This is a genomic window from Streptomyces sp. BF23-19 (genome assembly GCF_041106355.1).
In the GTDB taxonomy this organism is placed as follows: Bacteria; Actinomycetota; Actinomycetes; order Streptomycetales; family Streptomycetaceae; genus Streptomyces; species Streptomyces virginiae_A.
In genome coordinates this window covers 83,078-100,231 of record NZ_JBGBPT010000012.1, presented here as the reverse complement: position 1 = coordinate 100,231, position 17,154 = coordinate 83,078, and the positions used below count along the sequence as shown (strand labels likewise).

13 protein-coding genes and 1 pseudogene are annotated in these 17,154 nt (G+C 70.9%); 4 read left to right on the top strand and 10 right to left on the bottom strand.

The genetic code is table 11. The features are described from left to right. The first annotated feature begins 77 nt into the window (after positions 1-77). Positions 78-2,108, top strand: a pseudogene (locus tag AB8A24_RS09950) (phosphocholine-specific phospholipase C). Positions 2,109-2,141: 33 nt separating this feature from the next. Here AB8A24_RS09950 and AB8A24_RS09945 read toward each other — a convergent pair. Next, complete coding sequence (locus AB8A24_RS09945) at positions 2,142-2,681, bottom strand: GNAT family N-acetyltransferase (RefSeq protein ID WP_328961518.1); 540 nt, start codon at positions 2,679-2,681, stop codon at positions 2,142-2,144. 436 nt (positions 2,682-3,117) lie between these two features. Between AB8A24_RS09945 and AB8A24_RS09940 the strand changes: the two genes are divergently transcribed. Further along, positions 3,118-3,855 (top strand): nitroreductase family protein, encoded by a 738-nt coding sequence (locus AB8A24_RS09940; protein ID WP_328961519.1) that lies wholly within the window; start codon positions 3,118-3,120, stop codon positions 3,853-3,855. Here the strand turns inward: AB8A24_RS09940 and AB8A24_RS09935 are convergent. The 4 genes from AB8A24_RS09935 to AB8A24_RS09920 all read right to left on the bottom strand — a co-directional run bounded on the left by AB8A24_RS09935 (position 3,839) and on the right by AB8A24_RS09920 (position 7,803). After that, a complete protein-coding gene (locus AB8A24_RS09935) occupies positions 3,839-4,066 on the bottom strand; it encodes a hypothetical protein (RefSeq protein ID WP_030725510.1) in 228 nt (75 codons plus the stop codon). The two genes, AB8A24_RS09940 and AB8A24_RS09935, sit on opposite strands and share 17 nt — an antisense overlap. Continuing rightward, positions 4,066-4,959, bottom strand: coding sequence for a hypothetical protein (locus AB8A24_RS09930; RefSeq protein WP_369475353.1), 894 nt, complete (start codon positions 4,957-4,959; stop codon positions 4,066-4,068). The genes AB8A24_RS09935 and AB8A24_RS09930 overlap by 1 nt, the downstream gene beginning before the upstream one ends. Positions 4,960-5,212: 253 nt before the next feature. Next, positions 5,213-6,844, bottom strand: a complete 1,632-nt coding sequence (gene pruA / locus AB8A24_RS09925) for an L-glutamate gamma-semialdehyde dehydrogenase (RefSeq protein ID WP_328961522.1) — start codon at positions 6,842-6,844, stop codon at positions 5,213-5,215. 32 nt (positions 6,845-6,876) lie between these two features. Beyond that, the gene (locus AB8A24_RS09920; protein WP_202199581.1) at positions 6,877-7,803 is read right to left on the bottom strand and encodes a proline dehydrogenase family protein; all 927 of its coding nucleotides are present in this window, start codon (positions 7,801-7,803) and stop codon (positions 6,877-6,879) included. A 159-nt stretch (positions 7,804-7,962) separates the two neighbouring features. Between AB8A24_RS09920 and AB8A24_RS09915 the strand changes: the two genes are divergently transcribed. Beyond that, complete coding sequence (locus AB8A24_RS09915; RefSeq protein WP_369475352.1) at positions 7,963-9,267, top strand: PucR family transcriptional regulator; 1,305 nt, start codon at positions 7,963-7,965, stop codon at positions 9,265-9,267. A 68-nt stretch (positions 9,268-9,335) separates the two neighbouring features. Here the strand turns inward: AB8A24_RS09915 and AB8A24_RS09910 are convergent, their stop codons facing one another. Further along, positions 9,336-9,908: a TetR/AcrR family transcriptional regulator gene (locus AB8A24_RS09910; RefSeq protein ID WP_328961525.1), complete on the bottom strand. Its 573-nt coding sequence runs from the start codon at positions 9,906-9,908 to the stop codon at positions 9,336-9,338. A gap of 89 nt (positions 9,909-9,997) precedes the next feature. On the opposite strand from AB8A24_RS09910, the gene AB8A24_RS09905 reads away from it, so the two are divergent. Further along, positions 9,998-11,566, top strand: coding sequence for an MFS transporter (locus tag AB8A24_RS09905; RefSeq protein WP_369475351.1), 1,569 nt, complete (start codon positions 9,998-10,000; stop codon positions 11,564-11,566). An 88-nt stretch (positions 11,567-11,654) separates the two neighbouring features. Here the strand turns inward: AB8A24_RS09905 and serA are convergent, their stop codons facing one another. The 4 genes from serA to AB8A24_RS09885 all read right to left on the bottom strand — a co-directional run bounded on the left by serA (position 11,655) and on the right by AB8A24_RS09885 (position 17,131). Continuing rightward, positions 11,655-13,244 (bottom strand): phosphoglycerate dehydrogenase, encoded by a 1,590-nt coding sequence (gene serA / locus AB8A24_RS09900; RefSeq protein WP_328961527.1) that lies wholly within the window; start codon positions 13,242-13,244, stop codon positions 11,655-11,657. 285 nt (positions 13,245-13,529) lie between these two features. After that, entirely contained in the window at positions 13,530-14,531 is a 1,002-nt protein-coding gene (ilvC, locus tag AB8A24_RS09895) for a ketol-acid reductoisomerase (protein WP_328961528.1), read from the bottom strand. Between the two features lie 156 nt (positions 14,532-14,687). Next, complete coding sequence (gene ilvN / locus AB8A24_RS09890; protein ID WP_030010002.1) at positions 14,688-15,212, bottom strand: acetolactate synthase small subunit; 525 nt, start codon at positions 15,210-15,212, stop codon at positions 14,688-14,690. Between the two features lie 32 nt (positions 15,213-15,244). Beyond that, positions 15,245-17,131, bottom strand: coding sequence for an acetolactate synthase large subunit (locus AB8A24_RS09885; RefSeq protein ID WP_266379460.1), 1,887 nt, complete (start codon positions 17,129-17,131; stop codon positions 15,245-15,247). Positions 17,132-17,154 lie beyond the last annotated feature (23 nt).

Sequence of the window (17,154 nt, the reverse complement as noted above, 5' to 3'; positions counted from 1 at the left end):
GTAGACCTTTGATCCCGGCGCCGCCACTCTTTCCGTCGATGTGCCGACGGGGCACTTGAGTTGGAGGCGAGAGGCCAGTGACACCGATCAGCCGAAGAGGTTTCGTGGGAATCGGCGCCGGGCTCGTGGCGGGCGCCGCCCTGCCCGCGGTCACACCGACGACGGCGGCCGCGGCCGCCGCGACCGGCACCATCACCGATGTGAAGCACGTGGTGATCCTGATGCAGGAGAACCGCAGCTTCGACCACTACTTCGGCAAGTTGAAGGGTGTCCGCGGGTTCGGCGACCGCGCCGCCGGCAACCTCCCGGGCGGCTGGGGCATGTTCGACCAGCCCGACTGGGTCGGTCGCCGGTACCCGTGGAAGCTGTCCGCCACCCCGCCGGCGGGCGGCGCCGACGGCAAGACCCTGGCCCAGTGCACCGGCGACCTCCCGCACAGCTGGACCTCGCAGCACGCCGCCTGGAACAAGGGCCGACTGGACAGCTGGGTCACCGGCGTCGGCAACGCCCGCACCCTGGGCCACCTGGACCGGGGGGACATCCCCTTCCACTACGCCCTCGCCGACACCTACACGATCTGCGACGCGTACTTCTGCTCCGCCCTCAGCGCGACCGGCCCGAACCGCACCTTCCTGTGGAGCGGCAGGATCGACGCCACCAGCAAGGACGGCGGCGAGGAGTCCGGGCTGACCTGGGAGACGTACGCGGAGGCCCTCCAGCGGGCCGGCGTCAGCTGGAAGGTCTACCAGAACGCCCAGGACAACTACGGGGACAACGGGCTCGCCTACTTCAAGAGGTTCACGGACGCCGCCCCCGGCGATCCGCTGTGGGACCGGGGCATGGGCTCGGTCCCCAAGGTCACCGGCTCCACCCCGGACGACATCGCGGCCGCGATCCGCGCCGACGTGGTGGCGGGCACCCTCCCCCAGGTGTCCTGGGTCGTGGCGAGCGAGGCCTTCTCGGAGCACCCCTACGCCCCGCCCGGGGACGGCGCCCACTTCGTGGACCTGGTCCACCGCGCCCTGGCCGCCGACCCCGAGGTCTTCGACTCCACGGTGCTCTTCCTCAACTACGACGAGAACGACGGATTCTTCGACCACGTCCCGCCGCCGATCGCCCCGCCCGGCACGGCCGGCGAGTACCTCGACGGCATCCCGATCGGGCTCGGCTTCCGCGTCCCGATGATCGTGATGTCCCCGTGAACCCGCGGCGGCTGGGTGAGCTCGGAGGTCTTCGACCACACCTCGGTGCTGCGGTTCATGGAGAAGTGGACGGCCGCCCTCGGCACCCCCGCCACCTGTCCGAACATCAGCGACTGGCGCCGCAAGGTGGTCGGCGACCTGACCGGTGTCTTCGACTTCGCGCACCCGGTCCACGGGTTCCCCGCGGGCCTTCCGTCCACCGCCAAGGTGATCGGTCAGGCGACCTGCGCCCCGCTCCCCAACCCGGCGCCGCAGGACAACGCCCTCCCGGCGCAGGAGCCCGGCACCCGCCCCGCGCGGGCCCTGCCGTACCAGGTGAACGGCAATCTGGACCGCTTCGAGTTCGGGCCGGCCGGTCAGATCACCGCCTGGTTCTCGATGACCAACCAGGGCGCCGAGGCGAAGCGGGCGGCGCACTTCTCGATCCACCCCCACCAGCACCGGGACACCACGCCCTGGCAGTACACCGTCGACCCGGGCGGCACCACCGGCGACTACTTCCACATCGGCCTCGGGCACGGCTCGGGCAAGTACGACATCTCGATGCACGGGCCGAACCGCTTCCTGCGCCGCTTCATCGGCGACGCGTCGAAGCCGGGCAAGGACATCGAGGTGACGGCCCGCTTCGCGGTCGAGCCGGGCACCGGCAAGCCGGCGGTCTACTTCAAGATGAAGAACTCCTCCGGCTCCCCCGTCACCTTCACGATCCGCGCGAACGCCTACCGCACGGACGGCCCGTGGACGTACACGGTCCCGGCGCACTCCTCGCGCGAGGACTACTTCAACGCCGTGGCCTACAGCAAGGGCTGGTACGACTTCACGATCCTCGCCGACTCCGACGGCACCTGGTCGCGCCGCTGCACGGGCCACATCGAGACGGGCGCCCCCAGCGTCTCGGGCTCGTAGCCGGACACGCCCCGGACACGCCCTGGGCATCCCCTAGAGCACGTCCCCGTCCCGCCAGTCGAAGTCGAGCCGCCCGGCCGGGTCCAGCCGGACCCCGCCGGGCGGCGCCCACACGTACGTGGACCCCTCCTCCTCCGGGAGCGGGACGGGCCCGTCCGGCGAGAGCGCGCCGATCCGCCCGCCCCACACCTGCCAGCCGCGGCCCAGGTACAGCGCCGCACCGTCCTGCGACGCCGACAGCGCCCCGAGTACGTACGCCCGGCCGATCACCTGCTCCAGCCGGGCCATGACCTGCCCGCCGAGGCCGCGGCGCCGCGCGTCGGCCCGTACGGCCACGGCCTCCACGTACCCGGCGCGCAGGGCCCGCCCCTGATGCACGACCCGCCGCATGACGACGCTGCCGTGCGCCACGAGGTCACCGCCCGCGTCCCGGACCAGCACGTGCATCCCGCCGAGGGCGTGCTCGAAGTCCTCGTCGGCGAAGTCGCCGTCGAAGGCCCCGTCGAGCAGGGTCCGGATCTCGCGGAGCTCCGTGCCGGTCAGCTCCGCCGTGTGCCGTACGAGGTTCTCCATCGGGCGACCGTACCAACGCGTTCCCGGCGGCCCGGGGACGGCCGGGAAAGGCCGGAAACAGCCGAGGGGTTCGAAACCCGGAGTGCTGCCGGGCCGGGCCGTCCGTGGCTCACATGGCCGTGCCGGGGCGAGCGCGTACCGGGCCGGCGGGGCGGAGCGGGCCCGGTGGTCCACCGCGGCCGCGCCCCCGCCGCCCAGCCCGCCGAAGGTGCGTACGGCAGGTGGGGGCGGGGTGGTCCACCGGTACCCGGCACCCACGGGCGGCCGCCGGAGCGGCGCCCGCCGGCCCGGGGTCACGCCGGCGGAGGAAGGCGTTCCGCACGAGGAATCGACCGGTGATCACCACATCCGAAATCGCCTGAGTCCCCGTATACCGGGCGGGAGATCCGTGTACGGCCCTGGCGGCGGGTCGCACGGCGGCGTGATGATCTGCTCCATGTCGCCTGAGACCACACCCGGGACCACCCCCGGGACAGCCCCTGGGACCGGGCGGTGGACGCCCACCCACGGTGATCCCTACCGCCCGGTCGCCTACCGTCCCGAGCGGATGCCGCACCAGGAATCCCTCGCGCGCGCCGCCGGGTTGCGGGCCCGGATGGAGGAGCGGCGGACCGTACGCCACTTCTCCCCCGACCCGGTGCCCGAGCAGGTGCTCCGGGACGCCATCGCCTGCGCCGCGACCGCCCCTTCCGGGGCGCACCAGCAGCCGTGGACCTTCGTCCTGGTCAAGGACCCTGCCGTCCGGCAGCAGATCCGGGCCGCCGCCGAGCAGGAGGAGCAGCTGTCCTACGACGGCAGGCTGGGCGACGAATGGCTCGCCGCCCTGCGTCCCATCGGCACGGACGCCGTGAAGACCCACCTCACGGACGCCCCGGCGCTGATCGTGGTCTTCCAGCAGCGCTACTGGCTCGGCCCGGACGGCACGAAGCGCAAGCACTACTACGTCGACGAGTCGGTCGGCATCGCGGTCGGCATGCTCCTGTCCGCCCTCCACCTGTCCGGTCTGGCGGCGCTGATCCACACCCCCAGCCCCATGCGCTTCCTCAGCCACGTCCTGGACCGCCCGGAGAACGAGAAGGCCTTCGCGGTCGTCCCGGTGGGCTACCCGGCGGACGACTGCGAGGTCCCGGACCTCCTGCGCAAGTCCCTGGACCAGGTCATGGTCGAGGTCTGACCACCTCGCCGCCGGGCTGCTCCGGGACCTGCCCCGGAGCCTCGGCGGCCGGACCGCCGCCGAGGGCCTCGGCGAGCCGCATCCCGATCCGCACCCGGTCCTCCGGGGTGCCGGCGTCCATGGCGGCCCGCACCTGCCGCAGGATCAGCCAGTCCCGCACCACCTTGGCGACCCCGAGCACGGCCGCCGTCACCATCACCGCGGTCAGCATCAGTGGGCCCTCCGCGCCGTGGGGTGCGGCGCGTAGCAGGGCCCGCGCCGCAGGGTGATGAAGGCTCCGCCCATCGCGATCTCACCGGGGAACCAGGGCTGGTCCCGCAGCCGCTCGGCGATCCGGTCCGGCGGCTCCGCCAGACCGCTGCGCCGCAATTGCCGTTCGAGTTCGTCCCGTTCCACGCCGCAGCACCACTCGACGACCACGTCCCCGCCGCCGTGGGTGTAGACGTTCGCCGATCCGTGGGCGGCACCGGCGACGCGCAGCAGCCCCGGGCGCCTCAGCAGCCTGCTGTTCAACCAGTCCTGCGCCTTGACCGATCCGGGGTCGCCCCCTGAGTCGGCGCGCCCTGCGAGCTCCGCCGCTTCGGCGGGGTGCAGGCGGTGGCGGTTGCGCCGCCACAGCTGCGTCAGCCCGTCGCCGTGCTCCGGCAGCACCGGACGCCAATCCGGGTCGGGGTGCAGCAGATGGACGGCAGCGCGGCCCGGCAGGTGGATCAGTGCCCAGCTACGCCCCGTCGGAACGATGCGTAGGCCCGGCACTCCGCGGAGTCCGCCGAAGTGCTGGTCGATGCGCGGCAGCACAAGGGCGAGGACCGGGTCGGCCATGGCCGGGTGCAGCTCCAGCGCCAGGGCGGCCCGGGCGGGCCGGGCGAATGTGAAGCCGAAGAGCGCCCCGTCACGAAGGTCGCCCTCCCGGAGCCCGTCGGCCAGCTCGGCCACCAGAAGGGACTCGAGGAGGCGCTGCCCTTCGTCCTCGGCGTCCGGGACCGGTCGGCGGTGGCCGATCAGCCCCGCTTCGGCCCAGCCGAGGCACGTGCGATGCGGAAGTCCGGTGGCCGCGCGGCAGATGGTCGCGGCACGGTGGTGGTTGTCTGTACGCCTGGACATACGTCTCCCCGGGCGCCGGTCCCGGTACGGGCGCATAGAGGTTGCGTATCTCCCAGCGGTCTGTCCCACCCCGTACGGGAACTCGGTAGAGCCCTTGGCTCCCCCGGGTCACCGGGCCCGGGTAGCGGAGCTGGTCGCCGTACACGACAACTACAGCCAGGCTAGCAGCAGTTGTCCGGCGGGGAAATGGATACCGCCCCCGCTCCGGACTTGGGGGTGCCGGAGCGGGGGCGGGGGTTCAGCGGGGCCGGGATCAGCCCATGTGGGGGTACGCGTAGTCGGTCGGCGCGACCAGCGTCTCCTTGATCGAGCGGGTGGAGGTCCAGCGCATCAGGTTCGACGCGGCGCCCGCCTTGTCGTTCGTACCCGAGGCGCGGCCACCGCCGAAGGGCTGCTGGCCGACGACGGCGCCGGTGGACTTGTCGTTGATGTAGAAGTTGCCCGCCGCGAAGCGGAGCTTCTCCATCGCGTCCGCGGCCGCGTAGCGGTCGGCGGCGATGATCGAGCCGGTCAGGGCGTACGCCGAGACGGACTCCATCTGGGCCAGCATCGCGTCGAAGTTCGCGTCCTCGTAGACGTGCACGGCGAGGATCGGGCCGAAATACTCGGTCGTGAAGACCTCGTTCTCCGGGTCGGTGCACGCGATGACGGTCGGGCGGACGAAGTAGCCCTCCGCGTCGTCGTACCTGCCACCGGCGATGATCTCGCAGGTCGGGTCGGCGATCGCACGGTCGATCGCGGCCTTGTTCTTCGCGAAGGAACGCTCGTCGATGACGGCGCCGATGAAGTTGGTCAGGTCGCGGACGTCACCCATGGTGATGCCGTCGACCTCGGCCGCGAAGGCCTCCTTGAAGCCGTCGTTCCAGATCGAGGCCGGGACGTAGGCGCGCGAGGACGCCGAGCACTTCTGGCCCTGGAACTCGAAGGAACCGCGGGTCAGGGCGGTCTTCAGGACGGCGCGGTCCGCGGACGGGTGCGCGACGACGAAGTCCTTGCCACCGGTCTCGCCCACCAGGCGCGGGTAGGACTTGTACTTCTCGATGTTGTTGCCGACCGTCTTCCACAGGTACTGGAAGGTCTTGGTCGAGCCGGTGAAGTGGATGCCCGCCAGCTCGGGGTGGTTCAGGGCCACCTCCGACACGGCGATGCCGTCGCCGGTCACCAGGTTGATGACGCCCTTGGGCAGGCCGGCCTCCTCCAGGAGCTCCATGAGGAGGATCGCGGAGTGGGTCTGCGTCGGGGACGGCTTCCACAGGACCACGTTGCCCATGAGGGCGGGGGCGGTCGGCAGGTTGCCGGCGATGGCCGTGAAGTTGAACGGCGTGATCGCGTAGACGAAGCCCTCGAGCGGGCGGTGGTCGCTGCGGTTCCACACGCCGGCGGAGTTCGCGACCGGCTGCTCGGCCAGGATCTGGCGGGCGAAGTGGACGTTGAAGCGCCAGAAGTCGACGAGCTCGCACGGGGTGTCGATCTCGGCCTGCTGCGCGGTCTTCGACTGGCCCAGCATGGTCGAGGCGGCGAGCTTCTCGCGCCACGGGCCGGACAGCAGCTCGGCGGCGCGCAGGATGATCGCGGCGCGGTCGTCGAAGGACATCGAGCGCCAGGCCGGGGCGGCGGCGAGGGCGGCGTCGATGGCCTCCTGCGCGTCGGCCTCGGTGGCGTTGGCGTAGGTGCCGAGCACCGACTTGTGGTCGTGCGGCTGGACCACGTCGAAGCGCTCACCGCCGCCCATCCGCTTGACGCCGTTGATCGTCATCGGAAGTTCGATCGGGTTCTCGGACAGCTGCTTGAGCTGCGCTTCGAGCCGCGTGCGCTCCGGGGTACCGGGGGCGTACGAGTGGACCGGCTCGTTGACCGGCGCGGGGACCTGGGTCACAGCATCCATGGGGCTGGTAACTCCTTGAGCTAGTGGGGTGCCTAGTTCTTGGTGATCATCGAGCGGACGAAGAAGAGCAGGTTGGCCGGCTTCTCCGCGAGGCGGCGCATGAAGTAGCCGTACCAGTCCGTGCCGTACGCGGTGTAGACACGCATCCGGTGGCCCTCGGCGGCCAGCCGCAGGTGCTCCTCGCTGCGGATGCCGTACAGCATCTGGAACTCGTACTCGTCCAGCTTGCGCCCGGCCTTGCGGGCGAGCTCCTGGCCGATGGCGATGAGGCGGGGGTCGTGGGACCCGATCATCGGGTAGCCCTCGCCGTCCATGAGGATCTTCAGGATCCGGACGTACGCCTTGTCGATCTCCGCCTTGTCCAGGTACGCGACCTCGGCGGGCTCCTTGTAGGCGCCCTTCACGATGCGGACGCGGCTGCCGGCGGCGGCCAGGCGGCGGGCGTCGGCCTCCGTGCGGAAGAGGTACGCCTGGATCACGCAGCCGGTCTGCGGGAAGTCCCGGCGCAACTCCTCGTGGATGGCGAACATCGAGTCGAGGGTGGTGTGGTCCTCGGCGTCCAGCGTCACGGTGGTGCCGATGGCGGCGGCGGCCTCGACGACCGGGCGGACGTTGGCGAGCGCCAGCTCGTGGCCACCCTCCAGGGCCTGGCCGAACATCGACAGCTTGACGGACATCTCGGCCTTCTCGCCGAGGCCGAGCTCCGCGAGGCGCTCGATGAGCTGGAGGTAGGCGTCCCGGGCGGCGTGGGACTGCGCCACCTCGGTGATGTCCTCGCCGACGACGTCGAGGGTGACCTCGAGGCCGTTGCGCGTGAGCTCCTCGACGATCGGGATGACCTGATCGACGGTCTCGCCGGGGATGAACCGATTCACCACGGGCTTGGTCACCGGGGCGGCGGAGACGATACGACGCATCTTGTCGCTGCGCGAAGCGGCGAGGATCACGGGACCCAGCACGGGGCACCTCCAGCGGGTGGCAGAAGAAAAGCGCAAGTAAAACCACCGTGAAACCTAAGGATCGCTTTGATCCTCTGCCATCGACAGCTGTCACGCATCCGTGTCCCGGATCTCATACATCTGTCTGAAGGGTCCGCGCCGGGGTGGGAGAATGTCCGCGTGAAGGGCGATTACCAGGACCTGGTGGACGAGATCTCCGCGCTGCTCGGCGCCCCGGCGACCCTGGAGAACCGGGACTTCCGCCTGATCGCCTTCGGCGCCCACGACAGCGACGACGATCTCGCGATGGACCCGGTCCGGACCCGCTCGATCCTGACCCGGCAGTCCACGGCGGACGTCCGGTCCTGGTTCGAGGCCTTCGGCATCGCCCGCGCCACCGGGCCCGTCCGGATCCCGGCGGCACCCGACGCCGGGGTGTTCCGCGGGCGGATCTGCCTGCCGGTGCGCTACCGGGGCATCGTGCAGGGCTACGTATGGCTGCTCGACCAGGAGCCCGGCAAGCCCGGGCCGGGGCCTGCGGCGTTGGACGCGGCCATGGAGGTGGCCCAGCGCATCGGGGTGCTGCTCGCCGAGGAGGCGAAGGCCGGGGCCGACCTGTCGCGGGAGTTCCTGGCGGTGCTCACGGCCGGCCGGGGCTGGCAGCAGGACATGGCGGTGGCCGCGCTGCGGGCGGCCCTCGGCCCGGGCGGGGACGGACTGCACGCGGCGGTCTGCGTGACGCCGTGGCCCGGGGAGGCTCCGGCGTCGGTACCGGGCGCGGCGGCGGTGTGCGTCGTACCGCGGCGGGGCGGGGGCGAGCCGGGCGGCGCCACCGGTCCGGGCGCGGGCACGCGAGTGGGGCCCGGGCCGGAAGCCGCGGGCGAACCGGCTCTGGCGGTACTGCTCCGGCTGCGCTCGACGGACGCGCTGGCTCCGGCCCTGGCGGCGGCGGCCCGGCTGCTGCCGCGCGCGGCGGAGGCGACGGGAACGGGCGGGAAGGGCGCGGCCGCAAAGGCCACGGGCGGGAGCGCCGGAGCCACCGCCGTCACCACGGCCACGGCCACGGCTCGGGGGGTGACCGCCGGCGTCGCCGACCCCGTGCGGGGTCTCGCGGACCTGCCCGCCGCCTGGGAGCAGGCCGTCGCGGCCGCCCGGGCGGCGGCGGCGCAACCCCGGTTCGGCCCGGTCGCCCAGTGGTCGGCGATCGGCCCGTACCGGATGCTGGCGACGCTCGCCGCCGACCCGGTGGACGACCCCGCGGCGCGCACCTTGTTGGCCCCGGCCCACCGCGAACTCGCCCGTACCGCGGAGGTCTTCCTGGACTGCGCGGGCCAAGCGGGACGTGCGGCCGCCGCATTGGGCATCCATCGCCAGACCCTCTACTACCGCCTGGCCCGGGTGGAGCAGTTGACCGGCCTCGACCTGGACGAGGGCGAGGACCGCCTCCTGCTCCACATGGCCCTCAAGGCCGCGCGCCTGACGTAGGACGCCAGCCCCGTCCGGCAACACCCTTCAGGGGACGTCCTGTTCGATCGGGCCGAGCCACGTCCGGATCAGGGCCGGATCATCGCCTCCGCCGCGCGCCGCATGCCCTCCGTGAACTCCTCCGCGGTCGCGGCCGACTCCGGGTCGAAGAGCCACTGGATCATCAGGCCGTTCAGCAGCGCCTGGTAGAAGCCGCCCAGTGTGCGTACGTCCCGCTCGTCGAGCTGGTCCTCCGGGGTCCCGGTGAGCATGGAGATCAGCCCCCGGCGCCCCTCGGCCTGCGAGGCCGCGAGCATGGACCTCAACTCCGGCCGCTGGTCCCGGCCGAGCGCCACCTCCAGACTGGCCGCCCAGACCGGGCCCGACTTCTCGTGCTGCGCCAGCACCCCTTCCCACAGGGCGCGGAACCGCTCCAGCGATCCGCCGTCGCCGTCGAGTCCGTCCTGGAAGACCGCGCCCCACTCCTCCATCAGGCCGATGAAGGCCTGGGCGAGCAGGGCGTCCTTCGAGCCGTAGTGGTAGCCGATGGAGGCCAGGTTGGTTCCCGAGGCGCTGACGATGTCGCGCGCGGTCGTGCGCACGAACCCCTTCTCGACCAGGCACTTCTTGGCGCCTTCCAGCAGATCTTCGCGATGTCCCATGGCCACACGGTAGCAAGACAAGCGTCCTAGACGACAGTTCTAGACAGTCGTCATAGACAACCGTTTAAGACGTATGTATATTCCTGCTCATGACAACCCCAGCTGCCATCCCCGCTGCCACAGCGCGCCGTGCCGGCCGCCGCGAATGGACCGCCTTCACCGTCCTCCTGCTGCCCCTGCTCCTGGTCTCGATGGACGTCTCCGTCCTCTACTTCGCCATCCCGGCCATCACCGACCAGCTCGACCCGAGCTCCACCCAGCAGCTCTGGATCTTCGACAGCTACGCGTTCGCCCTCGCCGGCCTGCTGATCACGATGGGCTCGCTGGGCGACCGGATCGGCCGCCGCAAGCTGCTGCTGATCGGCGCGACCGCCTTCGGCCTCGCCTCGATCGGCGCCGCCTGCGCCACCAGCGCCGAGATGCTCATCGCGGCCCGCGTGCTGCTCGGCATCGGCGGCGCCACCTTGATGCCCTCCACGCTGGCCCTCGTACGGAACCTCTTCCAGGACGACAAGCAGCGCGGGCAGGCCATCGCCATCTGGTCCGGGGCCATGACCGGCGGCATCGCCCTCGGCTCGGTGCTCAGCGGGGTGATGCTGAACCACTTCTACTGGGGCTCCGTCTTCCTCATCAACGTGCCCGCGATGCTGCTCCTGCTGCTCCTGGTCCCGGTCCTGGTGCCGGAGTTCAAGGACCCGGCCCCCGGCCGCTTCGACCTGCTGAGCGTCCCGCTGTCCATGGCCGCCGTGCTGCCGGTCGTCTACGGCCTGAAGGAGATCGCCGCCGAGGGCTTCGAACCCCTCTACGCGGGCTGCCTCGCCGTCGGCCTGGCCTTCGGGTACGCCTTCGTCCGCCGCCAGCGCTCCCGTGAGTACGCCATGGTGAGCCGGGCGCTGTTCGCGGGCCGCGGTTTCGGGGCCGGTATCGGCCTCAACACCCTCGCCGCCTTCGCCATGATGGGCTCGGCCTACTTCACCACCCAGTACCTGCAGTCGGTGCTCGGCATGGGCACCCTGGAAGCCGCCCTGTGGAGCCTGGCCCCCTCGGTCGTCATCGGCGCCGCGGCCCCGGTCTCCGCCGCCCTCGCCCAGAAGGTGGACCGGGCCCACGTGATCGCCGGCGGGTTCGTCCTCGCCGCCACCGGGTTCGTCCTGATCAGCCTGGTGGACACCGACTCCCTCTGGCTGATCCTCACCGGCGCCGGGGTGCTGGCCTCGGGCATCGTCACCGTGCTGTCCCTGGTGTCCGACATGGCGCTGGCCTCGGCCCCCGCCGAGAAGGCCGGTTCCGCCGCCTCGCTGCTGGAGACCGGGACGCAGTTCGGCGGCGCCCTGGGCATGGCGGTCCTCGGAAGCCTGGGTACCGCGGTCTACCGCCACGACCTGGCCGGCTCCGAGCCCGCGGTGCGGGAGACCCTGGGCGGGGCCGTCGCCACCGCCCACCACATCGGCGGGCCGGCCGGCGAGCAGGTACTGGCCCTGGCCCGGGAGGCCTTCGTCCACGGAATGCAGTACGCGGCCTGGGGCGGTACGGCGCTGCTGCTCGGGGCGGCCGTGCTCGCCGCGGCTCTGATGCGGGGGATCGAAGCGCCCGCCCCGCCCGCGGCGGAGCCCGCAGCCCGTGCCGGAGACCGCCTGCACGAGGCGTCGTACACCTGAACCGCCCACCGCTGGACGCGGCCGACGGAACGCGGAAGGGCCCGGGGTCTCCCCCGGGCCCTTCCTTCACGTCATCGCACTTGCGGGCTCAGGCGAGGCTGACCGTGCGCGCCGAGACGGCGCCGATCTCGGCGGCGATGTCCGCGAGGACGTTCGCCGGAACCGCGGCGTCGACGGTGAGGACGGCGAGCGCCTCACCGTGTGCCTCGGCACGGGCGACCTGCATGCCCGCGATGTTCAGACCGCCCTCGCCGAGCACGCGGCCGACGGTGCCGACCACGCCGGGGCGGTCGGTGTAGCGCAGGACCACCATGTGGTCGGCGAGCGACAGGTCCACGTCGTACTCGCCGACGCCGACGATCTTCTGAAGGTGCTTCGGGCCCGCGAGCGTGCCGGAGACCGAGACCTCCTGACCGTCCGACAGGGTGCCGCGCACGGTGACCACGTTGCGGTGGTCCGGGGACTCCGAGCTGGTGGTCAGCCGCACCTCGACGCCGCGCTCCTGCGCGAACAGCGGGGCGTTGACGTAGGAGACCGTCTCGTCGACGACATCCTCGAAGACACCCTTGAGGGCGGAGAGTTCCAGCACCTTGACGTCGTGCTGGGTGATCTCGCCGCAGACCTCCACGTCGAGGCGGACCGCGACCTCGCCCGCGAGGGCGGTGAAGATGCGGCCGAGCTTCTCGGCGAGCGGCAGGCCCGGACGGACGTCCTCGGCGATGACGCCGCCCTGGACGTTGACGGCGTCCGGTACGAGCTCACCGGCGAGCGCGAGGCGCACCGACCTGGCGACCGAGACACCGGCCTTCTCCTGGGCCTCGTCCGTGGACGCGCCGAGGTGCGGGGTGCAGACGACCTGGTCGAGTTCGAAGAGCGGGGAGTCCGTGCAGGGCTCCTTCGCGTACACGTCGAGGCCGGCGCCGGCGACGCGGCCCTCCTTGATGGCCGTGTACAGCGCGGCCTCGTCGACGATCCCGCCGCGAGCGGCGTTGACGATGCGGACCGACGGCTTCACCTTGTGCAGGGCCTCGTCCCCGATGAGACCGAGGGTCTCCGGGGTCTTGGGCAGGTGCACGGTGATGAAGTCGGCGACCTCCAGGAGCTCGTCCAGCGTCAGCATCTTGACGCCCATCTGGGCGGCGCGCGCGGGCTGCACGTAGGGGTCGAACGCGACGATCTTCATGCCGAAGGCCGACATGCGCTGCGCGACCAGGACGCCGATGCGGCCGAGGCCGACGACGCCGAGGGTCTTCTCGCTGAGCTCGACACCCGTGTACTTGTTCCGCTTCCACTCGCCGTTCTTCAGGGCGGTGTTGGCCTGCGGAATGTTGCGGGCGGTGGCGACGAGCAGGCCGCAGGCCAGCTCGGCCGCGGTCACGATGTTCGAGGTCGGCGCGTTGACGACCATCACGCCGGCCTTGGTGGCCGACGAGACGTCCACGTTGTCCAGACCGACACCGGCGCGCGCGACGACCCGCAGCTTCTTGGCCGCGGCGATCGCCTCGGCGTCGACCTTGGTGGCGGAGCGGACGAGGATCGCGTCGACGTCGACGATCGCGGGCAGCAGCTCGGCGCGGTCCGCGCCGTTGCAGTGCCGGATCTCGAAGTCCGGGCCCAGCGCCTCGACGGTGGCGGGCGACAGCTCTTCGGCGATGAGTACGACAGGTTTCGAGCTCACGTGGGTCCTCACAAGTCCAGTGCGGACGGCCGTCCCGACGGCCGCAGGCGGTGGAGGGGGTAGCCGCGTGGAAGACGCACGACACTGTGGGCCTGACGCGTATGTGTTGAGCAGTGTAGTGGCGCCGGCGGGCCGGATTTCCGCCTGTACGGAAGGATCACCCGTCCGTGGTTGGCCGGGGTGGACAAGCCGTGCCCGTCAGGGCCGGATTCCCGGCGTGCGATACCCGTCCGGTGATGCGCGGCGGGGCCGGGACCGCGCGTGTCCCGGCCCGCCGTCACGAGATCAGCTCTCGTCGTTGTCGACCCAGCTCATCAGCTTGCGCAGCTTCTTGCCGGTGGTCTCCAGCAGGTGCTCCTCGTCGGCCTTCTTGTACTCGTTGTACTTCGGCAGACCGGCCTTGTACTCGGCCATCCAGGTGTTGGCGAACTCGCCGCTCTGGATCTCCGCGAGGACCTTCTTCATCTCGGCCTTGGTGGCGTCGGTGATGACGCGCGGGCCGGTGATGTAGTCGCCCCACTCGGCGGTCTCGGAGACCGACCAGCGCATCTTCTCCAGGCCACCCTCGTACATGAGGTCCACGATGAGCTTCAGCTCGTGCAGGCACTCGAAGTACGCGATCTCCGGCTGGTAGCCGGCCTCGGTCAGGGTCTCGAAACCGGCCTTGACCAGCGCGGAGGCACCACCGCAGAGGACGGCCTGCTCACCGAACAGGTCGGTCTCGGTCTCCTCGGTGAAGGTGGTCTTGATGACGCCGGCGCGGGTGCCACCGATGCCGGCCGCGTACGAGAGCGCGAGGGCGAAGGCGGAGCCGCTGAAGTCCTGCTCGACGGCGGCGATGCAGGGAACGCCGCGGCCCTCCTCGTACTGACGGCGGACCAGGTGACCCGGGCCCTTCGGGGCGACGAGCGCGACGTCCACGTTGGCCGGGGGCTTGATGAAGCCGTAGCGGATGTTGAAGCCGTGGCCGAAGAAGAGCGCGTCGCCCTCCTCGAGGTGCTCCTTGATGGACTCCTCGTAGATCTCGGCCTGCAGCGGGTCCGGGGTGAGGATCATGATGACGTTCGCCCAGGCGGCGGCCTCGGCCACGGGGACGACCTTCAGACCCTGCTCCTCGGCCTTGGCCTTGGACTTCGAGCCCTCCTTCAGACCGACGACGACGTCGACGCCGGAGTCACGGAGCGACAGCGCGTGGGCGTGGCCCTGGCTGCCGTAACCGATGACCGCGACCTTGCGGCCCTGGATGATGGACAGGTCGGCGTCGTTCTCGTAGAACAGCTCGGCCACTGGGATATCTCCTTGGTGCGCTGGTGTTGCTCCCACCGTACGGCGGGGAACGGAATCTGAGTTTCTCGGTCTCGCTATGCGAGCTGAGCGTGTCTGGCCGGGCTCACGTGTCCGCTGTGCCGGGCCAGGCGGTCAGGCCCTGCGTCAGGCCCTGTGTCAGGCGCTGCGGTCGAGCGCGCGCAGACTGCGGTCCGTGATGGACCGGCCGCCACGCCCTATGGCGATCGTGCCGGACTGGACGAGCTCCTTGATGCCGAAGGGCTCCAGCATCTTGAGCATCGCGCCGAGCTTGTCGGAGCCGCCGGTGGCCTCGATGGTGACGGCCTCCGGGGAGACGTCGACCGTCTTGGCGCGGAACAGCTGGACGATCTCGACGATCTGCGAGCGGGTCTCGTTGTCGGCGCGGACCTTCACCAGGACGAGCTCGCGCTCGATGGCGTTGTGGGACTCCAGCTCGACGATCTTGAGCACGTTGACCAGCTTGTTCAGCTGCTTGGTCACCTGCTCCAGCGGGAGGTCCTCGACGTTGACGACGATGGTGATGCGGGAGATGTCGGGGTGTTCGGTGACACCGACCGCGAGGGAATCGATGTTGAACCCGCGGCGGGAGAACAGGGCGGCGATCCGGGCGAGGATGCCGGGCGTGTTCTCGACCAGGACGGAGAGCGTGTGCTTGGACATGTTGGGGCGTTCTCTCTCTCGGCTCTCTCGGCTCAGTCGTCTTCGTTGTCGCCGAAGTCGGGACGGACGCCCCGGGCTGCCATGACCTCGTCGTTGGAGGTGCCGGCGGCGACCATCGGCCACACCATGGCGTCCTCGTGGACGATGAAGTCGATCACGACGGTACGGTCGTTGATCGCGTTGGCCTCGGCGATGACCTTGTCCAGGTCGGCCGGGTCCTCGCAGCGCAGCGCCACGCAGCCCATGGCCTCCGACAGCTTGACGAAGTCCGGGACGCGCGTGCCCTTGCGGGGCGCGATGGACTCGCCGAGCTGCGAGCCGACCGTGTCGTGACCGGTCTCGTCGGCGTGCAGGACGGTGTTGGAGTACCGCTGGTTGTAGAACAGGGTCTGCCACTGGCGGACCATGCCCAGCGCGCCGTTGTTGATGATCGCGACCTTGATCGGGATGTTGTTCAGGGCGCAGGTGACCAGTTCCTGATTGGTCATCTGGAAGCAGCCGTCACCGTCGATCGCCCAGACCGTGCGCTCGGGCATGCCGACCTTGGCGCCCATCGCGGCCGGGACCGCGTAGCCCATGGTTCCGGCGCCGCCGGAGTTCAGCCAGGTGCGGGGCTCCTCGTACTTGACGAAGTGGGAGGCCCACATCTGATGCTGGCCGACGCCGGCCGCGAAGATCGTGCTCTTCGGGGCGAGCGCGCCGATCCGCTCGATGACCTGCTGCGGGGAGAGGCTGCCGTCGGCGGGCAGGTCGTAGCCCAGCGGGTAGGTGTCGCGCCAGCGGCTGAGGTCGTTCCACCAGGCGGTGTAGTCGCCGGCGTTGCCCTCGGTGTGCTCGGCCTGGACGGCCTGGATCAGGTCGGCGATGACCTCGCGGGCGTCTCCGACGATCGGGACGTCGACCGCGCGGTTCTTGCCGATCTCGGCCGGGTCGATGTCCGCGTGGATGATCTTGGCGAAGGGGGCGAAGCTGTCCAGCTTGCCGGTGACGCGGTCGTCGAAGCGGGTGCCGAGCGCGATCAGCAGGTCCGACTTCTGCAGCGCGGTGACGCCGGTGACGGAGCCGTGCATGCCGGGCATGCCGACGTGCAGCGGGTGGCTGTCGGGGAAGGAGCCCAGCGCCATCAGGGTGGTGCAGACCGGGACGCCGGTCAGCTCGGCGAGGACCTTCAGTTCGGCGGTCGCGCCGGACTTCATGACGCCGCCGCCGACGTACAGGACCGGGCGCTTGGCCTGGCAGATGAGCTTGGCGGCCTCGCGGATCTGCTTCGCGTGGGGCTTGGTGACCGGCCGGTAACCGGGGAGGTCCTGGGTGGGCGGCCACGAGAAGGTGGTCTTCGCCTGCAGGGCGTCCTTGGCGATGTCGACCAGGACCGGGCCGGGACGGCCGGTGGCCGCGATGTGGAACGCCTCGGCGATCGTCCGCGGGATGTCCTCGGCCTTGGTGACCAGGAAGTTGTGCTTGGTGATCGGCATCGTGATGCCGACGATGTCCGCCTCCTGGAAGGCGTCGGTGCCGATCGCCTTGGAGGAGACCTGGCCGGTGATCGCGACGAGCGGGACGGAGTCCATGTGCGCGTCGGCGATCGGGGTGACGAGGTTGGTGGCGCCCGGGCCGGACGTGGCCATACAGACACCGACCTTGCCGGTGGCCTGGGCGTAGCCGGTGGCGGCGTGGCCGGCCCCCTGCTCGTGGCGGACCAGGATGTGACGGACCTTCTTGGAGTCCATCATCGGGTCGTACGCGGGAAGGATGGCGCCGCCCGGAATGCCGAAGACGGTGTCGCACCCCACCTCTTCGAGAGAGCGGATGAGGGACTGCGCACCCGTGACGTGCTCAACTGCGGCGGACTGCTGTCCGCCGGAACGGGGCCGCGGCTGCGGATGGTGGGCCCCGGTGGCCTGCTCGGTCATCGGCATTCTCTTCTCGAAGCTGAGGGTTT